The sequence below is a fragment of the Clostridium sp. USBA 49 genome, assembly GCF_900167505.1.
Taxonomy (GTDB): Bacteria; Bacillota; Clostridia; order Clostridiales; family Clostridiaceae; genus Clostridium_AT; species Clostridium_AT prolinivorans.
In genome coordinates, this window is sequence record NZ_FUYD01000014.1 from 17,944 (window position 1) to 43,893 (window position 25,950).

Here is a 25,950-nt window from a genome sequence, read left to right on the forward strand (position 1 = left end):
AATTATTATGAAAACTGTAGAGGATATAAAAAATATAAAAAATGCTGAATTTGAAAGAGTTAACCAAGGCACAAATAGAAAAACAACTAGGATAGTTGTAGGAATGGGAACTTGTGGGTTAGCGGCTGGTGCAGAGCCTGTATATGAAGCAATAGTGGATGAAGTTAATAAACTTGGTTTAAATAATGTTATAGTGGTTAAAACTGGTTGCATAGGAGTATGTAGGTTGGAACCAATTGTAGAAGTTATAAAGCCAGGAGAAGAAAAAGTAACTTATGTAAATATGTCTCCATATAAAGCAAGAAGAGTAGTTGCAAGCCACGTACTTACAGGTACTGCACTTAAAGATTATACAATTCATGTGGTTCGTGGAAAAATTTTAAATGATTATACAATAGATAATGACTAAATGGAGGTGGTAAAATGGATTTTTATCGTGCACAGGTATTAGTTTGCGGTGGCTCAGGATGCTCAGATCCTCACTGTGTAAATTTATTTAAAGTTTTAAAAACAGAGCTTAAAAGGCACAATTTAGATCATGAAATTGAAGTTGTAAAAACAGCTTGTTTAGGACTTTGTGAACTTGGACCGGTAGTAATAGTTTATCCTGAAGGAACTTTTTATAGTAAAGTAAAAGCAGAGGATATTCCAGAACTTGTAGAGGAACATTTTATAAATAACAAAGTGCTTGAAAGGCTTATTTATAGAGCTGATGGTGATGGAAGAGTTAAAAATTTAAATGAACTTAGTTTTTTTAAAAAACAGGTAAGAATAGCTTTAAGAAACTGTGGAATTATAGATCCTGAAAATATTAATGAATATATTGCTTTAGATGGTTATGGTGCACTTATAAAGGTTTTGACATCTATGACGCCTAATGAAGTTATAGATACAATTAAGCAGTCTGGATTAAGAGGAAGAGGAGGCGGGGGCTTTCCTACAGGTAATAAGTGGGAATTTGCAGCCGTGCAGCAAAGCCCTGAAAAGTACATAATTTGTAATGCTGACGAAGGAGATCCTGGAGCTTTTATGGATCGTTCCGTATTAGAAGGAGATCCTCATTCTGTACTTGAGGCTATGACAATAGGAGGCTATGCAATTGGAGCAAATAAAGGTTTTGTTTATGTAAGAGCTGAGTATCCAGTAGCTGTAGAAAGGCTTCGTACTGCTATTGAGCAATCAAGAAATTATGGACTTCTTGGAGATAATATTTTGGGAACGGGTTTTAACTTTGATATAGAAATAAGACTGGGAGCTGGTGCTTTTGTATGTGGAGAAGAAACTGCACTTATGCAGTCTATTGAAGGGAAACGAGGTATGCCAATGCCAAAGCCGCCTTTTCCTGCTGTAAGAGGATTATGGAGTAAACCTACAGTTATAAATAATGTAGAGACTTTTGCTAACATTGTTCCAATAATACTAAAAGGAGCTGAATGGTTTAGAAGTATAGGAACTGAAAAAAGTCCTGGAACAAAGGTTTTTGCTTTAGGAGGTAAGATAAGAAATACTGGGTTAGTTGAAATCCCAATGGGGACAACATTAAGAGAAACCATTTATGAAATAGGTGGTGGAATTCCTAATGCTAAGGAATTTAAAGCAGTTCAAACAGGGGGACCTTCTGGAGGATGTATATCAGCAGAGTATTTAGATACACCAATTGAGTATGATACGTTAACAGCTCTAGGTTCTATGATGGGCTCAGGTGGAATGATAGTAATGGATGAAGATAATTGTATGGTTGATGTAGCAAGATTCTTCCTTGATTTTACTAAAGATGAGTCTTGCGGTAAATGCACTCCTTGTAGAATTGGGACTAAAAGACTGCTTGAGATATTAGAAAAAATAACTCAAGGTAATGGTACTTTAGAAGATATTGAATTACTTGAAAAATTAGGGAAAGGTATAAAAAATGTTGCTTTATGCGGACTTGGGCAGACAGCTCCAAATCCAGTACTTTCCACTTTACATTATTTTAAAGATGAATATATAGCTCATGTTACTGATAAAAAGTGTCCTGCTAAAGTATGTAAACCTCTTGTTAAATATGTAATACTGGAAGATAAATGTAAGGGTTGTGGACTTTGTACTAGAAATTGCAGTGCTGGTGCAATAAGCGGGAAAGTAAAAGAAGTTCATGTAATAGATAGCGAAATTTGTGTAAGATGCGGTTTATGCATGAGTATATGTAAATTTAAAGCAATAATTAAAGTGTGATAGTGCATGGAAAAGGAGGAAAGACGATGGAAACAGTTAAACTAACTATAGATGGCATTGAGGTAGAAGTTCCCAAAGGGACAACAGTTTTGGAAGCTTCTAAAAAAGCAGGCATTGAAATACCTACATTATGCTTTTTAAAAGATATAAATGAAGTGGCTAGTTGCAGAGTGTGCGTGGTAGAAGCTGGGAAGAAACTTATAGCATCATGTACATTGCCTTGTGAAAATGGTATGGAAATTAAAACTAATACCGCTTCTGTAAGAGAAGCAAGAAAGATGGTAGTTGAACTTTTGTTATCAAACCATAAAAGAGAATGTACTACTTGTATTAGAAGTGAAAATTGTGAACTTCAAAAGCTTTCAAAGGATTTAAATATAAGAGATATAAATTATATTGGAGAGAAGACTATTTCTAAAATTGACACATCTTCCACATCTGTTATTAGAGATGCAGAAAAATGTATACTTTGCGGTAGATGTGTTAAAACGTGCCAAACTGTACAAAGTGTAGCAGCTATTAATTTTTCACAAAGAGGATTTAATACAAAAGTAACTACGGTATATGAAAGACCTATTGCAGAAAGCATTTGTATAAACTGTGGACAATGTATAATGTCCTGTCCAGTTGGTGCATTATATGAAAGAGAATCTATAAATGAAGTATGGAAAGCTTTAGCTGATAGGGAAAAATATGTAGTTGTACAAACAGCTCCAGCTATTAGAGTTGCATTAGGAGAAGAATTTGGACTTCCAATAGGCACAAGAGTTACAGGAAAAATGGTTTCAGCACTAAAAAAATTAGGTTTTAACAAAGTATTTGATACAGATTTTGCAGCAGATTTAACTATAATGGAAGAAGGCACTGAATTAATAAATAGGATTAAAAATGGAGGAACATTACCTCTTATGACATCATGCTGTCCTGGGTGGGTAAAATTTGTTGAACATAATTATTCTGATATGCTTGATAATTTATCAACATGCAAATCTCCAAGTGAAATGGAAGGAGCACTAATAAAATCTTATTTTGCAAATAAGATGAATATATCACCTGAAAAAATAGTTGTTGTTTCAATAATGCCTTGTGTAGCTAAAAAGTTTGAAGGACAAAGAGAAGAATTATCTAATACTGGTCTTTATGATGTAGATTATGTACTAACTACAAGAGAATTAGCCAGAATGATTAAAGAAGCAGGAATAGATTTTGTAAACTTAAAAGAAGAACAATTCGATAATCCTTTTGGAGAATCAACTGGTGCTGCTGTAATATTTGGAGCTACTGGAGGCGTAGCAGAAGCAGCCTTAAGAACAGTATCAGAAATTTTATCAGGTAAAGAAATAGATAATGTAAACTATACTCAAGTTAGAGGGACTGAAGGTATTAAAGAAACTTCAGTTGAGCTGCCTGATGGAAGAAAAATAACTGCTGCAATAGCACACGGATTAGCCAACGCAAGAAAAGTATTAGATTCTGTAAGAAATAATGAAAAAAAATACGATTTTATAGAAGTTATGGCATGTCCAGGTGGATGTGTAACAGGAGGTGGTCAGCCAATTGTTGATTCAAAAATAAAAGAAGAAATAGATATAAAAGCTAAAAGAGCTAAAGCAATTTATGATGAGGATGAATCATTTGTCATAAGAAAATCTCATAAAAATCCATATATAATTAAAATATATGAAGAATATTTAAAAGAGCCAAATGGGCATTTAAGTCATGAATTACTTCATACTCATTATGTTAAAAGAAGCAAATTTTAATTTAACATATAAAGTTAAATTTTTATACAATTATATATAAAGATTTTTAAATATTTGTAAGACATTTAAAAATGTTCTAAAATTTTTATAGTATTAGTAGCAGTAAAACTGGTGTTTTTTTAATTGTTTTTGTTTACTTATCAACAGAAATTGTGATATATTAGTATATTATAATAAATTAATCATAACTGTATAAAATTTTTCAAATATGCTTGACAGTGAGTTTTAAAATGTTATAATTACTATAACAAAATATTGATTAATTCTATGATGAGAAGAGTAAGTTCCCCGTAGTTTTCAGAGAGAGGATAAAGAAGCTGAAATTATCCTTAAATGAAAGGGTACTGAAGACCACCTCAGAGAGGCTCTAATAAAGCCCGGTAATTCCGTTATAATTTTTAAGAGAATCATTTATATGATTAATTTGGGTGGAACCGCGGGAGAAGTATGCACTCTCGTCCCATATCTTTAAGATATGAGACGAGAGTTTTTTATTTTGTACAAAATGGTAATTAAACAAAATTTTTAATTAATAAGAAAGGAGAATTTATATGATTAAGATTAAACTAAAAGATGGCTCAGAAAAAGAGTATGAAAAAGGAATATCAGTTTTAGAAGTTGCAAAAGATTTAAGTGAAGGATTAGCAAGAGTAGCTTGTGCAGGGAGCGTAAATGGAAAAACAGTAGATTTAAGATTTAAATTATATGATGATTGCGAATTAAATATTTTAACTTTTAATGATGAAGAAGGTAAAAAAGCTTTTAGACATACAACTTCTCATATATTAGCTCAGGCTGTTAAAAGACTTTTCCCTGAAGCTAAACTTGCCATAGGTCCTGCTATAGAAGAAGGATTTTATTATGATTTTGATAAAGAAGGATCTTTCTCTTTTGAAGATTTAGAAAAAATAGAGGCAGAAATGAAAAAAATAGTAAAAGAAGAACTTCCAATAGAAAGATTTGAACTTTCAAGGGAAGAAGCACTTAAGCTTATGAGCGAAAAAGGTGAAAACTATAAAGTTGAACTTATAAATGATCTTCCAGAAGATTCTATAATATCTTTTTATAAAATGGGAGAATTTATTGATCTTTGTGCAGGACCTCATTTAATGAATACTAAATATATAAAAGCATTTAAATTAACTCAAGTTGCAGGAGCATATTGGAGAGGAAACGAAAAGAATAAAATGCTCAGCCGTATTTATGGGACTTCTTTTACAAAGAAAAATGAGCTTGAAGAATATTTAAAAAAATTAGAGGATGCTAAAAAAAGAGATCATAATAAACTTGGAAGAGAATTAGAGCTTTTTACTACTGTTGAAGAAGTAGGTCAAGGACTTCCGCTTCTTATGCCAAAAGGAGCAAAGGTTATTCAAATACTTCAAAGATTTGTTGAAGATGAAGAAGAAAGAAGAGGATATCTTTTAACTAAAACTCCTCTTATGGCTAAAAGTGATCTTTATAAAATTTCAGGTCACTGGGATCATTATAAAGAAGGAATGTTTGTACTAGGCGATGAAGAAAAAGATGAAGAAGTTATGGCACTTAGACCAATGACATGCCCATTCCAATTTCAAATATACAAAGCTAAACAAAGAAGTTATAGAGATCTACCTCTTAGATATGGTGAAACTTCTACTCTTTTTAGAAATGAAGCTTCAGGAGAAATGCATGGACTTATAAGAGTTAGGCAGTTTACTATTTCAGAAGGTCATTTAATTGTTAGACCAGACCAGCTTGAAGAAGAATTTAAAGGTGTAGTAGACTTAATAAATTATATGCTTGATACTTTAGGCATTAGAGAAGATGTATCATATAGATTTTCAAAATGGGATCCTAAAAATAAAGAAAAATATATAGGATCAGATGAAGATTGGGAAAATACTCAAAGTATAATGAAGAATATACTTGAACATTTAGGATTAGAATATAAAGAAGCAGAAGGCGAAGCAGCTTTTTATGGACCAAAACTTGATATTCAATTTAAAAATGTTCATGGGAAAGAAGATACAATAATAACTGTTCAAATTGATTTCTCTTTAGCACATAGATTTGAAATGACTTATGTTGATAAAGATGGAGAAAAGAAATATCCTTATGTAATTCATAGAACTTCTATAGGATGCTATGAAAGAACTTTAGCAATGCTTATTGAAAAATATGCAGGAGCTTTCCCAACTTGGCTTGCTCCAGTTCAGGTTAAAGTTCTTCCAATATCTGAAAAGTATCATGACTATGTAGATAAAGTAGTTAAAGAACTTAAATCTAAAGGTATAAGAGTAGAGCCTGATTATAGAGCAGAAAAAATAGGATATAAAATAAGAGAAGCTCGTATGCAGAGAATACCATATATGCTTATAGTAGGTGAAAAAGAAGCTTCAGAAAATACTGTATCAGTAAGAAGCCGCAAAAATGATGATGAAGGTGCAGTAGCTTTAGAAGCCTTTATAGAAAGAATTGTTAAAGAAGTAGAAAATAAAGAAAGATAGTTTTATAAAGTTTTACAATTAAGCTCATAAAACTTCTAAGCTTAAAAATAGCCGCAAATTAAGTGCTTTCGTTAAAATATATAAATATTAAATAAACGAAAAGACTAAGATTTGCGGCTATATTAATTTATTTTGAAGTACACTATTTATTTTAAGATTGATTTTGAATATTTGTATGGTTATAATAATTTTATAAGTAAAAATTTCACTTAGTTACATTTATAGGCATATTATAAAATGAAAATTTCAAAAATAAAAAGGGGGCAGTTAATGATGTCTTTTAGGAAAAGTATTATTAAAAGATATATGTATTTTTCCCTATTGTCAGGTATTATAATGGGGGCTATATTTCCTTTTTTAGTAAGCTTTTTTACCTATTATAAAAAGCCTTCATATTCATTGTATTTTACTTTAACATGCTTACTAGCAGGTGTATTTGTTGGTTTTATTTCTTTTTTGATAGGTAGATTTACTTTAATTTCCATTATATCAAACTTAAACAAACATTTTGACGCTATAAGTAATGGAGATTTAACTAATAAATATGAAATAAAAAGTAATGATGAAATAGGTAAATTAGCAAATAATATAAATAAAATGCAGAATTTTTTAATAGGATTAATTAAAAAAATTATGAATGAGACTGGCACACTTGAAGATGTAGTTAATGTTTTAAATAGTTATATGACAAAATTAAATAATAATATAGAAGGTGTATCTGCAACTGTACAAGAGCTTTCTGCAAGCATGGAAGAAACAGCAGCTTCAGCAGAAGAAATGTCTGCAACTTCACAGGAAATAGAAAAAGCAGTACGCTTAATAGCACAAAAATCTCAAGAAGGAGCAATGCAGGCAGGAGAGATAGATAAAAGAGCAAATGAAATAAAAGGAACAGTTATAAGTGCTAAAGAAAGAGCAAATAATATATTTGTAAATACAAAGGATAAACTTGAAAAGGCTATAGAGGAATCAAAAGTAGTAGAACAAATTAATATATTATCTAGTACTATTATGCAAATAACAGAAGAAACAAATCTTTTAGCATTAAATGCAGCAATAGAAGCTGCAAGAGCAGGGGAATCAGGAAGAGGATTTTCAGTAGTTGCTGAAGAAGTAAGAGGGCTTGCAGAGCAGTCAAAAGATACAGTTAGTGAAATACAAAATATAACAAGCAAAGTAATAAATGCAGTAAAAAATCTTGTAGAAAATTCAAATAATCTTTTAGATTTTATGTCAAAAGATGTGGACAAGGATTACAAGACTATGATTGAAGTGGCAGAAAAATATAGTGAAGATGCAAAATTTGTAGATAACCTTGTAACAGATTTTAGTTCAACTTCAGAAGAATTATTAGCATCTCTTGGTGATGTATTAAAGATTATAGATGGAGTTGCACAAGCTGCAACTGAAGGTGCAGGAGGCACTGCTGATATAGCAAATAAAGTATCTGATGTTAATGATAAATATAACAAAATTCTTAAACAGGCTGCTAAAGCAGAAGAAAGTGCAAATAAATTAAAAAATGAAATTTCAAGATTTAAGATTTAATATATCAAATTTAAAATTATTAACCAAAAAGTAGTGTTAAGTTAAAACAAAATATTTATAATATTAAGGCTAAAGTGGAAGAAATTATAGAAGTAACTTTCTTTTTGCTAAAATAAACTATTATAATAACTTAAGCAAATTTTAGAATATTTTATAAAATAATAGCCGCAAATTAAATGCTTTGATTAAAACTTTATAAGTTTGATAAGAGCATTTAATTTGCGGTTTGCTTTTTAAGATTCTGATTTAATTACAGAATGATTTTTCCATTTTCCATTATTTAACCTTATGTAATATAAAGCACCTCTTACAATCCAATCTATAAACATTCCAAGCCAAACTCCTAAAAGACCTAAATGTAGATTAATACCTAATAAATATCCAAGAGTTATTCTAAAAATCCACATTCCTATAATTGCTGTAACCATTGTATATTTTGCATCTCCAGCACCTTTAAGACCAGCTGGAAGGACAAAAGAGAAAGGCCAAAATATAATAAATATTCCATTTACTCTTATAATTTTAGCAGATAAATTAATTATATCAGCATTATCGGTATATAATGAAGCAAGAACTTTAGCTAAAGGAATAGAAATAAGTCCTAATGTTGTTAAGCAAACAGCTGAAAAAAATAAAATATACCTAAGTGAATTTTCAGCTTCTTTTTCTTTTTTTCTTCCCATATGTTGTCCAACTATTGCTGTTGCAGCAATAGATAAAGCATTACCAGGGATATTAATCATTCCTGCTATGGAGCCGCTTATAGAATTTGATGCTATGGATATTGTACCCATGCTTACTATGTAAATTTGAGTAATTAATTTTCCTGCATTAAAAAGTAAAGATTCAACACTTGCAGGTATTCCAATTCCAAATATTGAACTTAGATATTCTCTATCAAATTTAAATTTAAAAATCTTATTTAACTTTATAATTCGAGAACCTCTTAAAAGCACAATTATTATTATAATTGCTCCTGTAGTTCTAGCTGCAGCAATACCAAGAGCAGCACCTTTTATGCCCATTCCAGGTATATAAATATGAAAATGTGAATTTTTAACATCTATTCCATAAATAAAGAAATAACTTAATATTACATTAATAAAATTCATAAATATAGTAATTTTCATAGGAGTTTTAGTATCTCCTGCACCTCTAAGAATACCGTTAGAAATTAAATCTATTGAAATCAAAGGATAAGTAAGTAGGGTTATTCCTAAATATATATAAGCATTATTTATAACTAAAGGATCAGCTTGACCATATAATATACTTATTAAAGGTTCACGTAAAATCCATGTAATAATAGTAATTACAAAAGAAAGCAAAAAACCAGCATATAAAGCCTGTTTTAAAGCTGCATTTGCTTTTTTTATATTTCCACGTCCAACATATTGAGCAACTACGACTGTTCCTCCTACAGCTAAAGCAGAGAAAAAAGCAATAAAAATATTATTTATTGAATCTACCATACCTATTGCAGATACAGCTTCTTTACCTATATGTCCAGCCATCATGGTATTAACCATACCCATAGATATAACAAAAATCTGTTCAGTTAAAATTGGAAGTGCAAGACTTAATATATCTTTTCTTATTAATTTCATTTCATTACCTTCTTTTAAAAAACTATCTATATTAATAATATCATATAAATTAATAAACTAAAGCAAATTTATAAAAATCGCTTTAGTTTATTTTATACTATTAATATTTATATAGATATAAAGTTTATTTAATGCATTTATCTAATGAAATAATAATTACATTTTATTGCAGTTAATTTGCATTCAATAGCATATAATAAAATAATAATTATATTTTATTAGTTTATATTTTATACAAACTAAAAATCTATTTTATCTAATATACCAGATAAATAAGCTATTGCAACACCATAATTAGTCATAGGAATTCCTTGCTCTTTAGCGGCATCTAATCTTGAAATAACATATTTTCTATTAAACATGCAGGCTCCGCAATGAATAATTAAGTCATATTCTGAAAGATCAGAAGGGAAGTCTGCACCTGAAACTACATTGCATGTAAGTTTTTCGCCAACTCTTTTTTTAAGCATTTTTGGAATTTTTTCACGTCCTATATCTTCTTCTAAAGGTGCGTGAGTACAAGCTTCTGCAATTAATACTTTAGAGTTTTCTGTAAGATTTTCAATAGCATAAGCACTTTTTACAAAATAATCTATATCACCTTTATAATTTGCAAATAAGACTGAAAAAGAAGTTAACTTACTTTCTTTAGGCTTTTTTTCATAAACAGTCTTAAAAACTTGAGAATCAGTAATAATAAGTTCTGGAGGTTTTGAAATACAAGATAATGCTTCGTCTAATTTATCTGTAGTTGAACTTAAAACAACACACTTTTTATCTAAAAGTTCTCTTATTGTCTGTACTTGAGGAAGAATAAGTCTTCCCTTTGGAGCTTGTATATCCTGAGGCATAACAAGTAAAACCAAATCGCCTTCTTTAACTAAATTTCCAGTTATACTTTTTGCTTCAAAATCTTCAGGAAGAAGTCTTATAAGTTCTTCCTGAATTTTTTTTATACCAGTTTTATCTTTTGCACTTACTATAATTGGATTAAGACCTGATTTTTCATTAATAATTTTACAAAGTTCTTTTGTATTATCCAATATATCAGATTTATTTATTACAGCAATTACAGGAGTGTTTTTTTCTTTAAAATCAGATATCCATTTTAATTCTTCTTCAATTTGGCTATCAGTAAAAACAACTATAGCAATATCAGTTTTTTCCATAGCTTTTTTAGTCTGAGAAACTCTCATTAATCCAAGCTCACCAACATCATCAAAACCAGCTGTATCAATAAAAACACAAGGACCAATACCATGAATTTCCATAGATTTATAAACTGGATCTGTAGTTGTACCAGCAACATCTGAAACTAAAGCTATTTTTTGATTGGTAAGTGCATTTATAAGAGAAGACTTTCCACTGTTTCTTTTTCCAAATATACCAATATGAAGTCTGTTTGATCGAGGTGTACTTTGTAAGCTCATTTTTTTCTCCTTCCCTAAATTTAAAAATTAAAATCTAAAATCACGTTTTCCACTATTTATATCATTTAAATGTTCTTTAGCTATTTTTCTAACTTTTTCATTAGGTATAAGTTCAACTTGCTCTTTAATTAAATCTTCACCTATTTTTCTTGTATCTTCAGAAGCATAATCTTCAAGATATTCTTTAAGTGTCATTAAAGCATTTGGATGGCAGCAGTTTGCAATCTGTCCGGATTTTACAAGTTTCATAAAACGATCACCGGTTCTTCCTTCACGATAGCATGCTGTACAAAAACTTGGGATATAGCCTAGTCTCATAAGCCAGTTAACAACTTCATCTAATGTTCTGTCATCACTTATTTCAAATTGTGCTGAAGTATGAGTTTTATCTTCTTTTTCTGCATATCCTCCAACACTTGTTCTTGAAGCACCACTTATTTGTGATATTCCTAAATCTAAAACACGTTCACGGGTTTTTTGAGATTCACGAGTAGATATAATCATTCCTGTATAAGGTACTGCAATTCTAAGTACAGCGACTATTTTAGCAAATATATCATCAGGAATTGCATTTGAAAAATTATTAGGATCTATATCTTCAGCTGGACAGATACGAGGTACGCTTATTGTATGAGGACCAACCCCGTAAACAGCTTCTAAATGCTCTGCGTGCATAAGAAGTCCTACAAAATCATAACGATACATATTAAGACCAAATAATACTCCAAGTCCTACATCATCAATTCCAGCTTCCATAGCTCTATCCATTGCTTCAGTATGATAAGCATAATTATGCTTTGGTCCTGTTGGATGAAGTTCTTCATATATTTTTTTATTATATGTTTCTTGGAAAAGTATATAAGTACCTATACCAGCTTCTTTAAGTTTACGATAATTTTCTACTGTTGTAGCAGCAATATTTACATTAACACGACGTATAGCTCCGTTTTTATGTTTAATACTATAAATAGTTTCTATACTTTCTAAAATATATTCTATTGGATTGTTTACAGGATCTTCTCCTGCTTCTAACGCCAAACGCTTATGTCCCATATCTTGAAGAGCTATAACTTCTTTTACAATATCTTCTTGAGATAATTTTTTTCTTGCAATATTTTTGTTTTTATAATGATAAGGACAGTAAACACATCCATTTACACAGTAATTTGAAAGATATAAAGGGGCAAACATTACAATACGATTTCCGTATAATTTTTGCTTTATTTTCTTTGCAAGTTTATACATTTTCTCATTTTCATCTTCTAAGTCACATTCTAAAAGAACTGCAGCTTCACGATGATTTAAGCCTTTGCAGTCTTCTGCACGTTTTATAAGGCTGTCTATAAGTTCTCTGTTTCTTTTGTTTGCCTGTGCATAGGCAAGTGTTTCCTTAATTTCTTCATCATCAATAAATTCAGTTGCAATTTTTGATTTACAATTATACATATTTAAGACTCCTTTTTAAATTATTATTTTTCTAATGGAACAAAATCTCCTCTATCTACAGCTAGTTCATATCCAATTTTTTTCATTCTATTAGCAAGACAAAATCTACATTCTGCCGCTTCTTCTCCTGTACAGATTTTATTGTCATATAATAAATATTGTTTTCTGACTTTAACCGGAGATAAATTTGGCATTACTACATTTGCACCAGCCAAAATACCTTTTTCTCGTCCATTTGGGTCAATAGTTCCTAATGCTGTAGTAGCGGGAATAAGTAAATTTGGTATCATAAGCCTTAATATTCCAATTAAAAATAATGTCATATCTAAACTCCCTTGAGGGAAATCAGAAAAGGGAGTAGCATGGTGTGGAATAAAAGGTCCTATTCCAACCATTTGAGGTTGCAAATCATTTATAAAAATTAAATCTTCTGCAATGTTTTCTATAGTTTGATAGGGAGAACCTACCATAAAACCTGCACCTACTTGATAGCCTATTTTTTTTAAATCTCTTAAACATTGTTGACGAGCTTTAGCTGTTTGATTTTCAGGGTGCAGCATACTATAATGTTTAAAGTTTGCTGTTTCATGGCGAAGAAGATATCTATCAGCACCTGCTTTATAGTATTTTTCATAAGATTCATAACTTTTTTCACCAATTGACAAAGTAATAGCTGTATCTGGAAATCTTTTTTTAATTTCAGATACAATTTCCACTATATAGTCATCACTATAATGTAAATCTTCACCTCCTTGGAGTACGAAGGTTCTAAAACCTAGTTCATATCCATTTTCACAACAGTTTAAAATGTCTTCCTTGCTTAAACGATAGCGTTCAACATCTACATTGCTTCTTCTTATACCACAGTAAAAACAATCATTTTTACAATAATTAGTAAATTCAATAAGCCCTCTGGTGTATATTTTATTTCCAAAATATTTTTTAGAAGTATTTCTTGCTTTTTCAAAAAGATAATTTGATGTTTCTTCTGTAAAATTGCTTAAAAGCTCTATGAATTCTTCAAGGCTTAAAATTCTTTTATTTTCAAGTTTATCTATTAACTCTTTTAAATTTCCCATAAATTACCTCCGTTATTTATCTAAAGAAGAGGGTAGTTTAGAATATACAGTTTTAATATTTACATGAGGAAGCATCCCAAGCTTTCCAGAAAGGGCACTTATTACATTGTTTGGAGCATCAATAACAATACTTATTATCGATACATCACGTTTTTTATAAGGTATACCCATCCTTCCCACAATATACTCTCTATATTCGTGTAATATTTTATTAATTTTTTCAACAGAATCTGAATCTTCAACAATAATACCAATTAAAGCAATTCTTGTATCCATTTTTAACTCCTTTCATAAATGAGAGAATTTATAATAAAAAATCCTTGAACCCAAACGGGTACAAGGACAATAAACATAAATCATAGAAAAACTATGATATCTTTATTATTCTCTCGCCTTCTCGTTTGGGATTCCCCTCATGTTTCAGAGCGATGCTTTTAATATTTATGTGGTTTGCAGTAAGGCTTAATCCTTTTCTGCTCACCAAGTGTTAATATATTAACAAGTATATCTGCTATTAAAGTATAGCATAGTTTATTTATTTAGAAAAGATATTTTAATTATTTTACAAGATTTTTTATGGGATGTTTTAGTTTTGAAATAATAATATTATAACTTATTATTGGGAAACTAATTATAAAAATTATCTTAAAAAAGTATAAAACATATTAAAATTTTATAAAGATTATATATTTTTAATTATATACTAAAAATAAATTAAATAAATTTCCTTTGGGAATTATTTTGATAATAAAATAATTTAATAAAAACAGAAAGAGAGTAGAGTGTATGAATAGTAATTGGATAATATCAGATAATAGCTTAAAAGCTGAAGATTTATTAAAAAATGAAAGTATTTTTAATACAGCTAATGGATACATTGGAATTAGAGGGAATTTTGAAGAAAAATACAGGAAAGACTTTTCAACAATTAGAGGAAGTTATATAAATGCTTTTTATGAAAATGCACCTATATGTTATGGAGAAAAGGCATATGCTTTTCCAGAAACCACTCAAAAGATAGTTAATGTTATAGATGCTCAAGATATTGATATATTAATAGGTGGAGAAAGATTTTCATTATTTGAGGGTACTATTAAAGAGTTTAAGCGTTATTTAAACATGAAAGAAGGATATTATAAAAGAGAAATACACTGGGTATCTATAAATGGGAAGGAAATTAAATTAAATATAACAAGAGTTGCTTCTTTAACTCAATTGGAATTGTTTGCAATAAAATATGAAATAGAAAAAATTAATTTTGATGATGAAATAACAGTTGAATCCAGAATTAATGGAGATGTTTCAAATTATACAGATGACAAAGATCCTCGCATATCAGGAGGACATGCCAATATATTAAGTGTAAAATCTATCAATATAGATATGAATAATGAAATTATGCAGATAGAAGCCCAAACTCAAAATTCAAAACTTTCTACAGCAGTTACCTGCATACATAAATTTAATACAGATTATAAATTTAAAATAGAAAAAGGAGCAAAAGATTTAAAAGCTATATATATAGTATCAAAAGGAAATCAAAAAATAGAATTTACTAAATATAATGTTTATACTGATTCAAGAAGATATAAAGATGTTTTAAGCTGTGGCAGAGATATAATAGAAAATGTAGGGGAAAAATCATTTGAAGTTATTTTAAAAGAGCAAAAAAATTATCTTGATGAATTTTGGAATATTGCAGATATTGAGATTAATGGAGATGAAAAACTTCAGCAGGGAATTAGATATAATTTATATCAGCTTCTTCAATCTGTTGGTAAGGATTCCATAAGCAATATATGTGCAAAAGGATTAAGCGGAGAGGGCTATGAAGGTCATTATTTTTGGGATAGTGAAATTTATATTATTCCATTTTTCACTTTATGTAATCCTAAACTTTCTAAGCAGCTTTTAAGATATAGATATACAATTTTAGACTCTGCAAGAAAAAGAGCAAAGGAATTAGGGCACAAAAAAGGAGCTGCTTATGCATGGAGAACTATAACAGGTGAAGAATGTTCAGCTTATTTTCCAGCTGGAACAGCTCAATACCATATAAATGGAGATATTGCATATTCTTATATTCAATATTATTTAGTAACTTCTGATATTGATTTTATAAAAGAATTTGGAGCTGAAGTTATATTTGAAACAGCAAGAATATGGATTGAAATAGGGCATTTTGATAAAGGTTTATTTAAAATAGATGCAGTAACAGGACCTGATGAATATACAGCTATTGTAAATAATAATTATTATACAAATGTAATAGCTAAATATAATTTAAAATGGGCAGTAAAATTATATAATTTATTAAAAAATGATCATGAAGAAACTTTAAATAAATTAGCTTCTAAAATAAATTTAAAAGAAGAAGAAATAGAAATATTTAACAAAGCTTGTAATGCTATGTATCTGCCATATAATGAAGAATATAATATTGCAGCTCAAGATGATACATTTTTATCAAAAGCTGTTTGGGATTTTGATAATACACCTAAAGATAAGTATCCACTGCTTCTTAATTATCACCCTTTAACTATTTATAGATATCAAGTATTAAAGCAGGCAGATACAGTTCTTGCACACTTTTTAGTAGAAGATGAGGCAGATTTTGAAATTATAAAAAATTCTTATGATTATTATGAAAAAATAACAACTCATGATTCTTCTTTATCATGTGCTATATATAGCATTATGGCTGCTAAATTAGGGTATATGGAAAAAGCATATGATTACTTTATAGAAACAGCAAGACTTGATTTAGATAATACCCATGGGAACACTAAAGATGGTATACATACAGCTAATATGGGTGGTACTTGGATGGCAATAATTTATGGATTTGCAGGAGTTAGAATAAAAGAAGATTACATTTATCTAAATCCAAAACTTCCTATAAATTGGGAAAATCTTAAGTTTAAATTTTTATACAAAAATGCACTTATAGAAGTCTATATGCAAAAGGATAAAACTACCATAAATGTGAAATCAAATGAATATATAAATTTAAAAGTAAAAGATAAAATATATAATATCATTGGAGAAACCACAATAGATATTTAATAAAAATAAAAGGGTATGCAAAATATGCAGCCCTTTATTTTTTAAGATTATATCATTGAATTTGATGGAAAAAATGTTAAAATAATATTAAAGTATAAACAAATAAAGTAAATTAGATATTAAAATTATTTAATGAGGTGGGTTATTATGGATTTATTATCTATGGAAGTAGAGGATATGGCGGGAATATGTTTCGATTGTTCTTGCGGGCACAGACACAGTGTAGAAATTAAAAATATAAAAATTGGGAATGGAGCAATAAATGAACTTACTAATATAGTAGATGAACTAAATATTAAAAAAATTTTTATTGTAGAAGATAAAAATACATATAAAGCAGCAGGGAATATTGTAGAAGAAAAATTAAATAAAAAATTTGATATAACTAAGTTAATTTTTCAAGATGAACATCTTATAGCTGATGAAAAAGCATTAGGTAAAATGCTTATTGAAATTCCTTACGATGCTGAACTTATTTTAGCTGTGGGCTCTGGAACCATAAACGATTTATGCAGATTTTTAAGTTACAAATTAAAAATTCCATATATAATTGTATGTACTGCACCATCAATGGATGGGTATGCTTCTGTAGTTTCTCCTTTAGTAGTAAATGGAGTTAAAACAACTTTAAATGCAGTATATCCTAATGCAATTATAGCTGATATAGATATTTTAAAAGAGGCACCTATGAAAATGCTATTAGCAGGATTAGGTGATATTTTAGGAAAATACACAGCTTTAGCTGATTGGCAGCTTTCTAAAATTCTAAATGATGAATATTTTTGTAATTTAATATCGGAAATAACAATAAAAGCTTTAAAAAAATGTATAGAATATTCAAATGGAATACAAAAAAGAGATAATAATTCTATTAAAAGCATAACTGAAGCATTAATTCTCTCTGGATTAGCTATTGGAATGTGTGGCACATCAAGACCTGCTTCAGGAGAGGAACATCATCTTTCTCATTGCTGGGAAACTATTTTTATGAACGAAGGTAAAAATTCTGAATATCTTCATGGAAATAATGTTGGCATAGGGGTTGGTATTATTACTCAAGCCTATAAATATTTAAGTGCACTTGATATAAAAAATATATATTCTTCAGGAGAGTATAAATATTTTACTAAAGATAAGTGGATTCAAAGAATTAATGATGTTTATGGTAAAATAGCACCAAGTATTATTGAATTTAAAGAAGAATGTATATGTTTTGATGAAAAACAAAGAGAGAAAAATTTTAAAAAAATAGTTGATAATTGGGATAAAATTAAAGAAATTTGTGATTTATTTTTGCCAAGTGCAGATACAATAAGAAATATTATGAAAGATACAGGAGCAGTTTATAATCCTTCAGAATTAGGATTTGATAAAGAAATGTTTAAGAAAAGTTTTATTGCAGCTAAAGATATAAGAAAACGTTATGGGATTTTACAATTGCTAGAAGATATTGGGAAAATTGAAGAAGCAGCACAAGTAATTGCAGATATATATTATAATTAAATTTTATAAAATAAATCCAGTAGAGAGCATAGTATAATAGCTTCTACTGGATTATTTTTAATTTATTTTGACAAAATAATAAATTAAGAAGAGAGGATATAGAGTTTATATTATAATTTTTTATATTAATCAAATGTTCTATAAATTAGTCGTTAGGTGCAGGCTGCTCATATATAACTCTAACGTTTATTCCTTGATTATAATTTCCAAAATTTTTACCATATATAGTAAGACCACCAACATGATTTGCATTTTCAGGAACAGATAGTTTAAAAAACAAATCGCTTTTATAGTTTAAATTTAAATCTTCTAAAGTAACGTCAGAAATTTGTATTCCATCAATAAAAGTACCAAATTTATTAATTGTAAGTAATTTTAAAAGACCATATTGATTCCAAGCTGGAAACCACCAAGAAGGAGTAAGCAATCCTTTTGTATCAGCATAATCACCAGGACTTGTCCAGCTTCCTAAATTAATATTATTTAAAATAAAATTAATATCAGAAGGCCATATAGAACAATTTCCTGGAGCCTCTGAACTTATTTCCATAGAAATTTGGATTTCAGAAAATTCTTGTCCAGGTTTAAGATAATTAGGTATTCTATATTCCACATAACCTTTAGTAAACCATAAAATATCGCTATTTATTCTTTCAGGATCTGCAAAATAGCTTGGATTATCTACTTCACCAATTAATTTATCTTTTGTCGCTATTCCACAAGTTGGATATATTTCATAATCTGAATAATGTCCAACTCCTATTTCACATTCATAGGAATTTGGAACATCTTGTTTTCCTATATCTATAATAAACTTATCCTCATGTAAACAGCAGATCTTTTGAATTCCGTGTTTTGCGGTAAGAGTATTAATTTTGATTAATCCACACTCTTCTAATTTTTTTATGTGCATAGTTACAGCACCATTAGTTAAATTAAGTTTTTCTGATATATCATTCATGTTAAGCTGCTTATATTGTGAAAGCAATTCAATAATTTCAATTCTAATATCAGAACTTAAAGCTTTAAATAATGGCAAACTTTTCTTTAAATCAGTAATATGAATCATAGTCTGTCTCCTTTGTACTATTTTATATAAATTTAAAATAATTATATTTAAAATATTTTTTATTATAAGTATTATATCAAAAAATAGTTTAAATTAAATAATTACATCTATAGATATAGATGTAATTATTATACTATATAATATAAAAAAATAAAATATACAAGTATTTAAATAATTTTAAAAAAATATAAAATATTTTAGCTAAATATATTGACAATAATAACCAAAGATGAAATAATATAAACATACAAATGAGTAAAATGATTTATATAAATATAAACTAAACAATGTAAAATTACATTATTTTAAAAAATAATACATATTATATAACATAAAATATAAAATAATGCTCATTAAATATAAGATTCTAAAATAAAAAATATACAAAATTTTAAAAAATTTAATAATATTTTTTATTTGTTTTAAAGCAATGTAAAACAATATTATTTTAAAAATTTTATTATAAATTTAACTATGAGGGAGTGATTTTTTAAACAATTAATTTTTAAATACTAATTACTCATTAACTTTAAGGAGGCAGACATTATGTTAAATGCAAAAAAAGCTAAAATGATATTAGACAAAGATTATAAAATAGGCATGGTGGACAAGCGTCTTTATGGTTCTTTCATAGAACATTTAGGACGAGCAGTATATGGAGGTATATATGAACCAGATCATCCAGAGGCTGATGAAGATGGTTTTAGAAAAGATGTAATTAATCTTGTAAAAGAATTAAATGTTCCTATAGTAAGATATCCTGGTGGAAATTTTGTTTCTGGGTATAATTGGGAAGATGGCGTAGGACCAAAAGAAAAAAGACCAAGAAGAACTGAACTTGCATGGGGAACTATTGAAACTAATCAAATTGGTACTAATGAATTTGCCGATTGGGCTAAAAAAGTAAACACTGATATTATGATGGCAGTAAATCTTGGAACTAGAGGAGCAGATGCAGCTAGAAATCTTGTTGAATACTGTAATCATCCAAAAGGTACTTACTGGAGTGATTTAAGAAGATCTCATGGGTATGAAAATCCACATAATATAAAAGTTTGGTGTTTAGGAAATGAAATGGATGGACCTTGGCAAATATGTCATAAGACAGCAGAAGAATACGGACGTATTGCTTGTGAGACAGCTAAAGTAATGAAGTGGGTTGATCCAACAATAGAGCTTGTAGCTTGTGGGAGCTCAAATATTAATATGCCTACTTTTGGTGATTGGGAAGCAACAGTGCTTGAACATACATATGAATATGTAGATTATATATCCCTTCATCAATATTATGGGAATCATGAAAAAGATACAGCTAATTTTTTAGCAAAAACTATGGATTTAGACGAATTTATAAAATCAGTAATTGCAACAGCTGACTATGTAAAAGCTAAAAAGAGATCAAAAAAGACAATAAATCTTTCATTTGATGAATGGAATGTTTGGTTTCATTCCAATGAAGCTGACAAAAAGATTGAAAGATGGTCAATAGCACCTGCACAACTTGAAGACGTTTATAATTTTGAAGATGCACTTTTAGTTGGAGGAATGCTTATAACTTTTTTAAAACATGCTGATAGAGTTAAGATGGCTTGTTTAGCTCAATTAGTAAACGTTATAGCACCTATAATGACATCAAATGGAGGAGGAGCTTGGAGACAAACAATATTTTATCCTTTTGCTCATGTTTCAGCTTATGGAAGAGGTTATGCATTAAATCCTATTATTTCATCTCCAAAGTATGATAGCAAAGATTATACAGATGTACCAATATTAGATGCAGCTGCAGTATTTAACGAAGAAAAAGATGAATTAACAATTTTTGCATTAAATAAAGATATAAACGATTCTTTAAGTTTTGAATGTGATATAAGAAATTTTGAAAATTATAAAGTGATTGAACATATTGTGCTTGAAAATGATGATGTATATGCTGTAAATACAGAATTAAATCCATATAATGTTAAACCAAATAATAATGGAAATGCTAAAATTACAGATGGCATGCTAACAGCAGATTTTTCAAAACTTTCTTGGAATGTTATAAGATTAGGTAAATAAATAAAAGGGGGAAATATTATATGAAAAAATTTACCAAAACTCTAGTAGCCGTTACTGCGGCATCATTAATGCTTATAACTGGATGTGGGAAAAAGTCGGACAGCAAACAAAGTGAATCATCTGAAACAAAACAATCACAATTAGGAGCAGGAACAGCTGGATCTAATGCAACAGAACTTAGTTATTGGACATTTGTTGACTTACATGGAAAACATTTCGAAAAAATGTTAGAACTTTGGAACAAAAACAACCCAGATAGGCAGATTAAATTAAATGTTACTGTTATGCCATATGATGATATGCATAATAAATTATTAATGGCAGTGCAAACAGGCAAAGGTGCTCCAGATATTTCTGATATTGAAGTTGGGAGATTTCCTAACTTTTTAGAAGGTGATAATGTTCCATTAGTAGAGTTAAATGATGTTGTAGAGCCATATAAAGATTCAATAGTTCTATCACGTCTTTCTATATACAGCAAAGGAGATAAGATATATGGATTTCCAACGCATGTAGGAGCAACTGTAGCTTTTTACAATACAGAAATACTTGAAAAAGCTGGAGTTGATTATAAAACAATAAAAACATGGGATGATTATAAAGCTGCTGGTATAAAGGTTTACGAAAAAACTGGTAAATATATGGGAACAGCTGATACTTCTGCTATATGGCAGGCATCACTTCTTGCAGCACAGCAGGGTACTGATTTTGTAGATGAAAATGGAAAACCAAAAATTAATTCACCTGAAATGATTAAAGGTCTTGAAATGTTAAAAGATTTACAAAAAAATAATGTAATACATACAATTCCAGGCGGACAACCTGATACTGAAGAAGGTAAAGGTGAATTTAATAAAGGTAATTTTGCAAGTGCATTTATGCCATTATGGTATATGTCAAGGTTTACAAATGAAATGAAGGATCTTAAGGGCAAATTTGCAATAGCTCCTCTTCCAGTATTTAAAGAAGGACAACCACGTTCACTTGGATTAGGAGGTACTGGTACTGTTGTTACTAAAACTGCAAAGGATATCAAACTAGCAAAAGATTTTTTAACATTTGCTAAAATTTCAGAAACTGCAAATATAGAAATTTGGAATACATTAGGTTTTGATCCAGTTAACACAAAAGTTTGGACAATGAAAGAAGTTACACATAATCCTAATAATGAATTTGTTCAATATTTTAAAACAAATCCTTTTGATACGTTAAACGAAATTAAGGATGAAATTAGAGAACATAAATCCGTTTCAGCTTCACCAACTATAAATAATGTTCTTTGCACAACAACTTTAAATTCAATATTTGAAGATGATAAAGATGTTAAAGAAGCTTTAGATGAAGCACAAGAAGCAATTGAGCAAGAATTAAAGTAGCTTAACATCTATAAAAATTATTAAAAAATATGATAAGAAATGGCCATATACGATATTTTGTATAAAAATATGGTATATGGCAGTTCCTTTATCAAAAAGGAGGCATTATTAGGAATGTTTAAAAAATTTTTCTATTCTCAAAAGGTTGCACCTTATGTATTCGTTTCACCATTTATAATAGTATTTATTATATTTTGGTTTTATCCTCTTAGTAATTCTGTTATTATGAGTTTCCAAGAAAGAATGCTCGGACAAGCACCAAAATGGGTAGGACTTGCTAATTTTAAAAAACTTCTAACAGATAAAGTATTCATGCAGGCTGTTTTAAATAGTGTTAAATATATGCTTGGAACTTTAATTCTTTTAATACCTTTTCCTATGCTTTTTGCTGTTCTTATTAATAGCAAAATAATGATAGGAAGAGAATTTTTTAAATCAGCATTTTTTCTTCCTGCACTTACTTCAGTTGCAGTAGCAGGTACAATTTTTCGTTTAATTTTTGGAGAAATGGAAGGATCTTTGTTAAATAGTGTATTTTCTATATTTGGTATGGGACCTTATAAATATTTAAAAGATGCTACGTGGAGCTATATTGCTTTATTGGCACTTGCCTGCTGGAGATGGACAGGTGTAAATATGTTATATTTTTTATCAGGATTAAAGAGTATAGATAATGAATATTATGAAGCAGCTTCTATTGATGGTGCTTCTCCATTTCAACAGTTTATAACAATTACAATGCCTCTTTTAAAGCCAACAACAATTTATGTTTTGACCATAAGCATATATGCTGGGCTTGCAATGTTTACAGAAAGTCTTATGATGTTTAATGGGAATAATTCACCTAAAAATATAGGACTTACAATAGTTGGATACTTATATAGACAAGGTATTGAAAAAAATAAATTAGGATATGCAGCTGCAGTTGGAATAGTTCTTTTGGGTGTTGCTATGATAATTAATTTAGTTCAATTGACATTTACAGGAATGTTTAAAAAGGAGGAGGATTAAATTGAATAAAGTAAGTATTGCTAATAAAACTAATATTAAGTTAAATACCAGCAATAAAAAGAAAAAAAATAAGGTTCTTAGCATTTTACTCCTCTTATTTTTTATTGGATTATTTTGTTTAATTATGATTCCTTTTTATGCAATAACTTTATCTGCATTTAAACCAGGTGAAAGTTTAATACGTTATGGTTTAAATCTTAAATTTGATTTAAATATAATGAGTTTTGATAACTTTAAATTTCTTTTTACAGGAGATCATGATTATTTTATATGGTTTAAAAATAGCATGTTTATAACAATAGTACAGGTAACATTAACATTATTTATAAGTGCCTTTGTAGCATATGGTTTTGCAGCTTATGATTTTAAAGGGAAAAATTTTTTATTTATTTGTGTATTATTAATAATGATGATACCTTTTGAAATATTGTTACTTCCTTTATATACACTAATTAATGATTTAGGTATGATGAATAGTTTTTCGGCAATTATTCTTCCAGGTATTGCTAATGCAGGTACTATATTTTTCTTTAGACAATACTTAAGAAGTGTCCCAAAGGAAATTATAGCTGCTGGAAGAGTTGATGGAGCAACTGAATACGGCATATTTTTTAAATTAATATTGCCAGTTATGAAACCTTCTTTTGCTGCTATGGCAATATTAAATGGAATGAATAGTTGGAATAACTTATTATGGCCATTTATGGTATTAGGAGATCAAAAAAAGTTTACTCTTCCAATAGGACTTAAAACTTTATTAACACCATATGGTAATAATTATGATTTACTTATGGTTGGCTCGTTTTTTGCAATATTCCCTATATTTATATTATTCATGTGCTTTCAAAAATACTTTATTGATGGCATAACGGCTGGAGCTGTTAAGGGTTAATATAATTTTATAATATTAATATAGTTTTATATTTTATAAAAAATTAATAAATCCCTATAGATTTATAAAAATGAAAAATTAATAAATCTATAGGGATTTAAAGTGTTTAAAAATATACTAATTAATTAAAACCGTTATTTTTAGCTACTTATAAATTACATTAAAATTGTCAAGTTGCATTATTTATAACTTGTAAAAATATAAATCTAATAATCGTTAAAAGATATTTTAAATATTATGGAGAATTTAGGATAAAAATAGAATAATATAAAATTTTGTATAATTTATGGAAGGATTATTAATTAAATTATAGAATATAATATAATGATAAATATAAATGGGATGTGTATATTGTAATATTTAGTAAAAACAAGAATAGATTTTTAATGTAAATGTTTACGATAGGAGGGCGTTTTATGAAATTAATTGTCAATACATCTGGGGCTTATATTAGCAAAAAAGACGAAAGATTTTTAGTAAAAATAAATGAAGAAAAACAAGAATATTCATGTAAAAAAGTAGAGCAGATTTTAATAACTACATCTGTACTTATAACAACAGATGCATTGAAACTTGCAGTAGAAAATAATATTGATGTAGTTTTTTTAGAATATAATGGACAACCTTTTGCTAGAGTATGGCATTCTAAGCTTGGAAGTATAGCCACTATAAGAAGAAATCAACTTAAACTTATAGATATATCTTTAGGTACAATATTTGTAAAAGAATGGATTAATCAAAAATTGGAAAATCAAATAAACCATTTAGAGAAATTAAAATCAAACAGATCTGAAGGAAAAGCAGAAATTTTAGAAGAAGCAATTAGTAAAATTAAAGAACAGCAGCAATGTATTTTAAATTTAGATAATATTCCTATTAAAGAGATTAGAAATACATTAGAAGGTTATGAAGGTACGGCTGGAAGAATTTATTTTGCTGCTTTAGGGAATATAATTCCCGAACAGTATGCTTTTAAAGGCAGAAGCAAAAATCCTGCAGAGGATATGTTTAATTGCATGCTTAACTATGGCTATGGGATTTTATATTCAAATGTGGAAAAAGCTTGTATAATAGCTGGACTTGATCCTTATATAGGAATAATGCATACGGATAATTATAATAAAACAGCTTTAGTCTTTGACATTATTGAAATGTATAGAGGTTATATGGATGAAATTGTGTTTAAGTTGTTTAGTAAAAGGCAAGTAAAAAAAGATATGTTTGAAGAAGTGAAAGGTGGGCTTTGGCTTAATAAAGAAGGTAAACTTCTTCTTATAAGTGCTGTTAATGAAAAATTTGCAGAAAAAATTAAATACAAAGGAAGAAATATCGAATTAAGTAATATTATTCAATTTGATTGTCATAATATTGCAAATAGGATTCTTCAAGAAGTTTAATA

18 protein-coding genes and 1 other annotated feature are annotated in these 25,950 nt (G+C 28.7%); of the genes, 12 read left to right on the top strand and 6 right to left on the bottom strand.

All coding sequences use genetic code 11. The features are described 5' to 3' along the window. Positions 1–7 precede the first annotated feature (7 nt). From B5D11_RS10925 to B5D11_RS10945, 5 genes are all read left to right on the top strand, one after another. On the top strand, positions 8–409 hold the full coding sequence (locus B5D11_RS10925) for a (2Fe-2S) ferredoxin domain-containing protein (RefSeq protein WP_078683073.1): 402 nt from the start codon (positions 8–10) through the stop codon (positions 407–409). 14 nt (positions 410–423) lie between these two features. Then, complete coding sequence (locus B5D11_RS10930) at positions 424–2,214, top strand: NADH-quinone oxidoreductase subunit NuoF (RefSeq protein WP_078683074.1); 1,791 nt, start codon at positions 424–426, stop codon at positions 2,212–2,214. Positions 2,215–2,240: 26 nt separating this feature from the next. Continuing rightward, complete coding sequence (locus tag B5D11_RS10935; RefSeq protein WP_078683075.1) at positions 2,241–3,977, top strand: NADH-dependent [FeFe] hydrogenase, group A6; 1,737 nt, start codon at positions 2,241–2,243, stop codon at positions 3,975–3,977. A gap of 258 nt (positions 3,978–4,235) precedes the next feature. Further along, positions 4,236–4,443 (top strand) — a binding site (T-box leader). Positions 4,444–4,528: 85 nt separating this feature from the next. After that, complete coding sequence (gene thrS, locus B5D11_RS10940) at positions 4,529–6,466, top strand: threonine--tRNA ligase (RefSeq protein WP_078683076.1); 1,938 nt, start codon at positions 4,529–4,531, stop codon at positions 6,464–6,466. A gap of 273 nt (positions 6,467–6,739) precedes the next feature. After that, positions 6,740–8,014, top strand: coding sequence for a methyl-accepting chemotaxis protein (locus tag B5D11_RS10945; protein WP_242942285.1), 1,275 nt, complete (start codon positions 6,740–6,742; stop codon positions 8,012–8,014). 233 nt (positions 8,015–8,247) lie between these two features. Here B5D11_RS10945 and B5D11_RS10950 read toward each other — a convergent pair whose 3' ends face one another. From B5D11_RS10950 to B5D11_RS10970, 5 genes are all read right to left on the bottom strand, one after another. Beyond that, positions 8,248–9,621, bottom strand: coding sequence for an MATE family efflux transporter (locus B5D11_RS10950; RefSeq protein WP_078683078.1), 1,374 nt, complete (start codon positions 9,619–9,621; stop codon positions 8,248–8,250). 239 nt (positions 9,622–9,860) lie between these two features. Beyond that, positions 9,861–11,051, bottom strand: a complete 1,191-nt coding sequence (gene hydF, locus B5D11_RS10955; protein ID WP_078683079.1) for a [FeFe] hydrogenase H-cluster maturation GTPase HydF — start codon at positions 11,049–11,051, stop codon at positions 9,861–9,863. A gap of 27 nt (positions 11,052–11,078) precedes the next feature. Continuing rightward, positions 11,079–12,497, bottom strand: coding sequence for a [FeFe] hydrogenase H-cluster radical SAM maturase HydG (hydG, locus tag B5D11_RS10960; protein ID WP_078683080.1), 1,419 nt, complete (start codon positions 12,495–12,497; stop codon positions 11,079–11,081). Between the two features lie 23 nt (positions 12,498–12,520). Further along, positions 12,521–13,576 carry a [FeFe] hydrogenase H-cluster radical SAM maturase HydE gene (gene hydE / locus B5D11_RS10965; protein WP_078683081.1) on the bottom strand — a complete coding sequence of 352 codons (1,056 nt, stop codon included), beginning with the start codon at positions 13,574–13,576 and terminating at the stop codon, positions 12,521–12,523. A gap of 12 nt (positions 13,577–13,588) precedes the next feature. Continuing rightward, positions 13,589–13,852 (bottom strand): TM1266 family iron-only hydrogenase system putative regulator, encoded by a 264-nt coding sequence (locus B5D11_RS10970; protein WP_078683082.1) that lies wholly within the window; start codon positions 13,850–13,852, stop codon positions 13,589–13,591. A gap of 510 nt (positions 13,853–14,362) precedes the next feature. Between B5D11_RS10970 and B5D11_RS10975 the strand changes: the two genes are divergently transcribed. Continuing rightward, positions 14,363–16,642: a glycoside hydrolase family 65 protein gene (locus B5D11_RS10975; RefSeq protein WP_078683083.1), complete on the top strand. Its 2,280-nt coding sequence runs from the start codon at positions 14,363–14,365 to the stop codon at positions 16,640–16,642. Positions 16,643–16,789: 147 nt separating this feature from the next. Next, positions 16,790–18,145 carry a sn-glycerol-1-phosphate dehydrogenase gene (locus B5D11_RS10980; protein WP_242942286.1) on the top strand — a complete coding sequence of 452 codons (1,356 nt, stop codon included), beginning with the start codon at positions 16,790–16,792 and terminating at the stop codon, positions 18,143–18,145. A 145-nt stretch (positions 18,146–18,290) separates the two neighbouring features. Here the strand turns inward: B5D11_RS10980 and B5D11_RS10985 are convergent, their stop codons facing one another. Further along, positions 18,291–19,214: an ArsR/SmtB family transcription factor gene (locus tag B5D11_RS10985; RefSeq protein ID WP_078683084.1), complete on the bottom strand. Its 924-nt coding sequence runs from the start codon at positions 19,212–19,214 to the stop codon at positions 18,291–18,293. A 546-nt stretch (positions 19,215–19,760) separates the two neighbouring features. Between B5D11_RS10985 and B5D11_RS10990 the strand changes: the two genes are divergently transcribed. The 5 genes from B5D11_RS10990 to cas1 all read left to right on the top strand — a co-directional run bounded on the left by B5D11_RS10990 (position 19,761) and on the right by cas1 (position 25,948). Next, a complete protein-coding gene (locus B5D11_RS10990; protein ID WP_242942287.1) occupies positions 19,761–21,272 on the top strand; it encodes an arabinosylfuranosidase ArfA in 1,512 nt (503 codons plus the stop codon). A 20-nt stretch (positions 21,273–21,292) separates the two neighbouring features. Continuing rightward, positions 21,293–22,648 (top strand): ABC transporter substrate-binding protein, encoded by a 1,356-nt coding sequence (locus B5D11_RS10995; RefSeq protein ID WP_078683085.1) that lies wholly within the window; start codon positions 21,293–21,295, stop codon positions 22,646–22,648. Positions 22,649–22,762: 114 nt separating this feature from the next. Continuing rightward, a complete protein-coding gene (locus B5D11_RS11000) occupies positions 22,763–23,659 on the top strand; it encodes a carbohydrate ABC transporter permease (protein ID WP_078683086.1) in 897 nt (298 codons plus the stop codon). A 1-nt stretch (position 23,660) separates the two neighbouring features. Then, entirely contained in the window at positions 23,661–24,551 is an 891-nt protein-coding gene (locus B5D11_RS11005; protein WP_278320360.1) for a carbohydrate ABC transporter permease, read from the top strand. Between the two features lie 416 nt (positions 24,552–24,967). Beyond that, positions 24,968–25,948 carry a CRISPR-associated endonuclease Cas1 gene (gene cas1 / locus B5D11_RS11010; protein WP_078683087.1) on the top strand — a complete coding sequence of 327 codons (981 nt, stop codon included), beginning with the start codon at positions 24,968–24,970 and terminating at the stop codon, positions 25,946–25,948. The last annotated feature ends 2 nt before the right edge of the window (positions 25,949–25,950 follow it).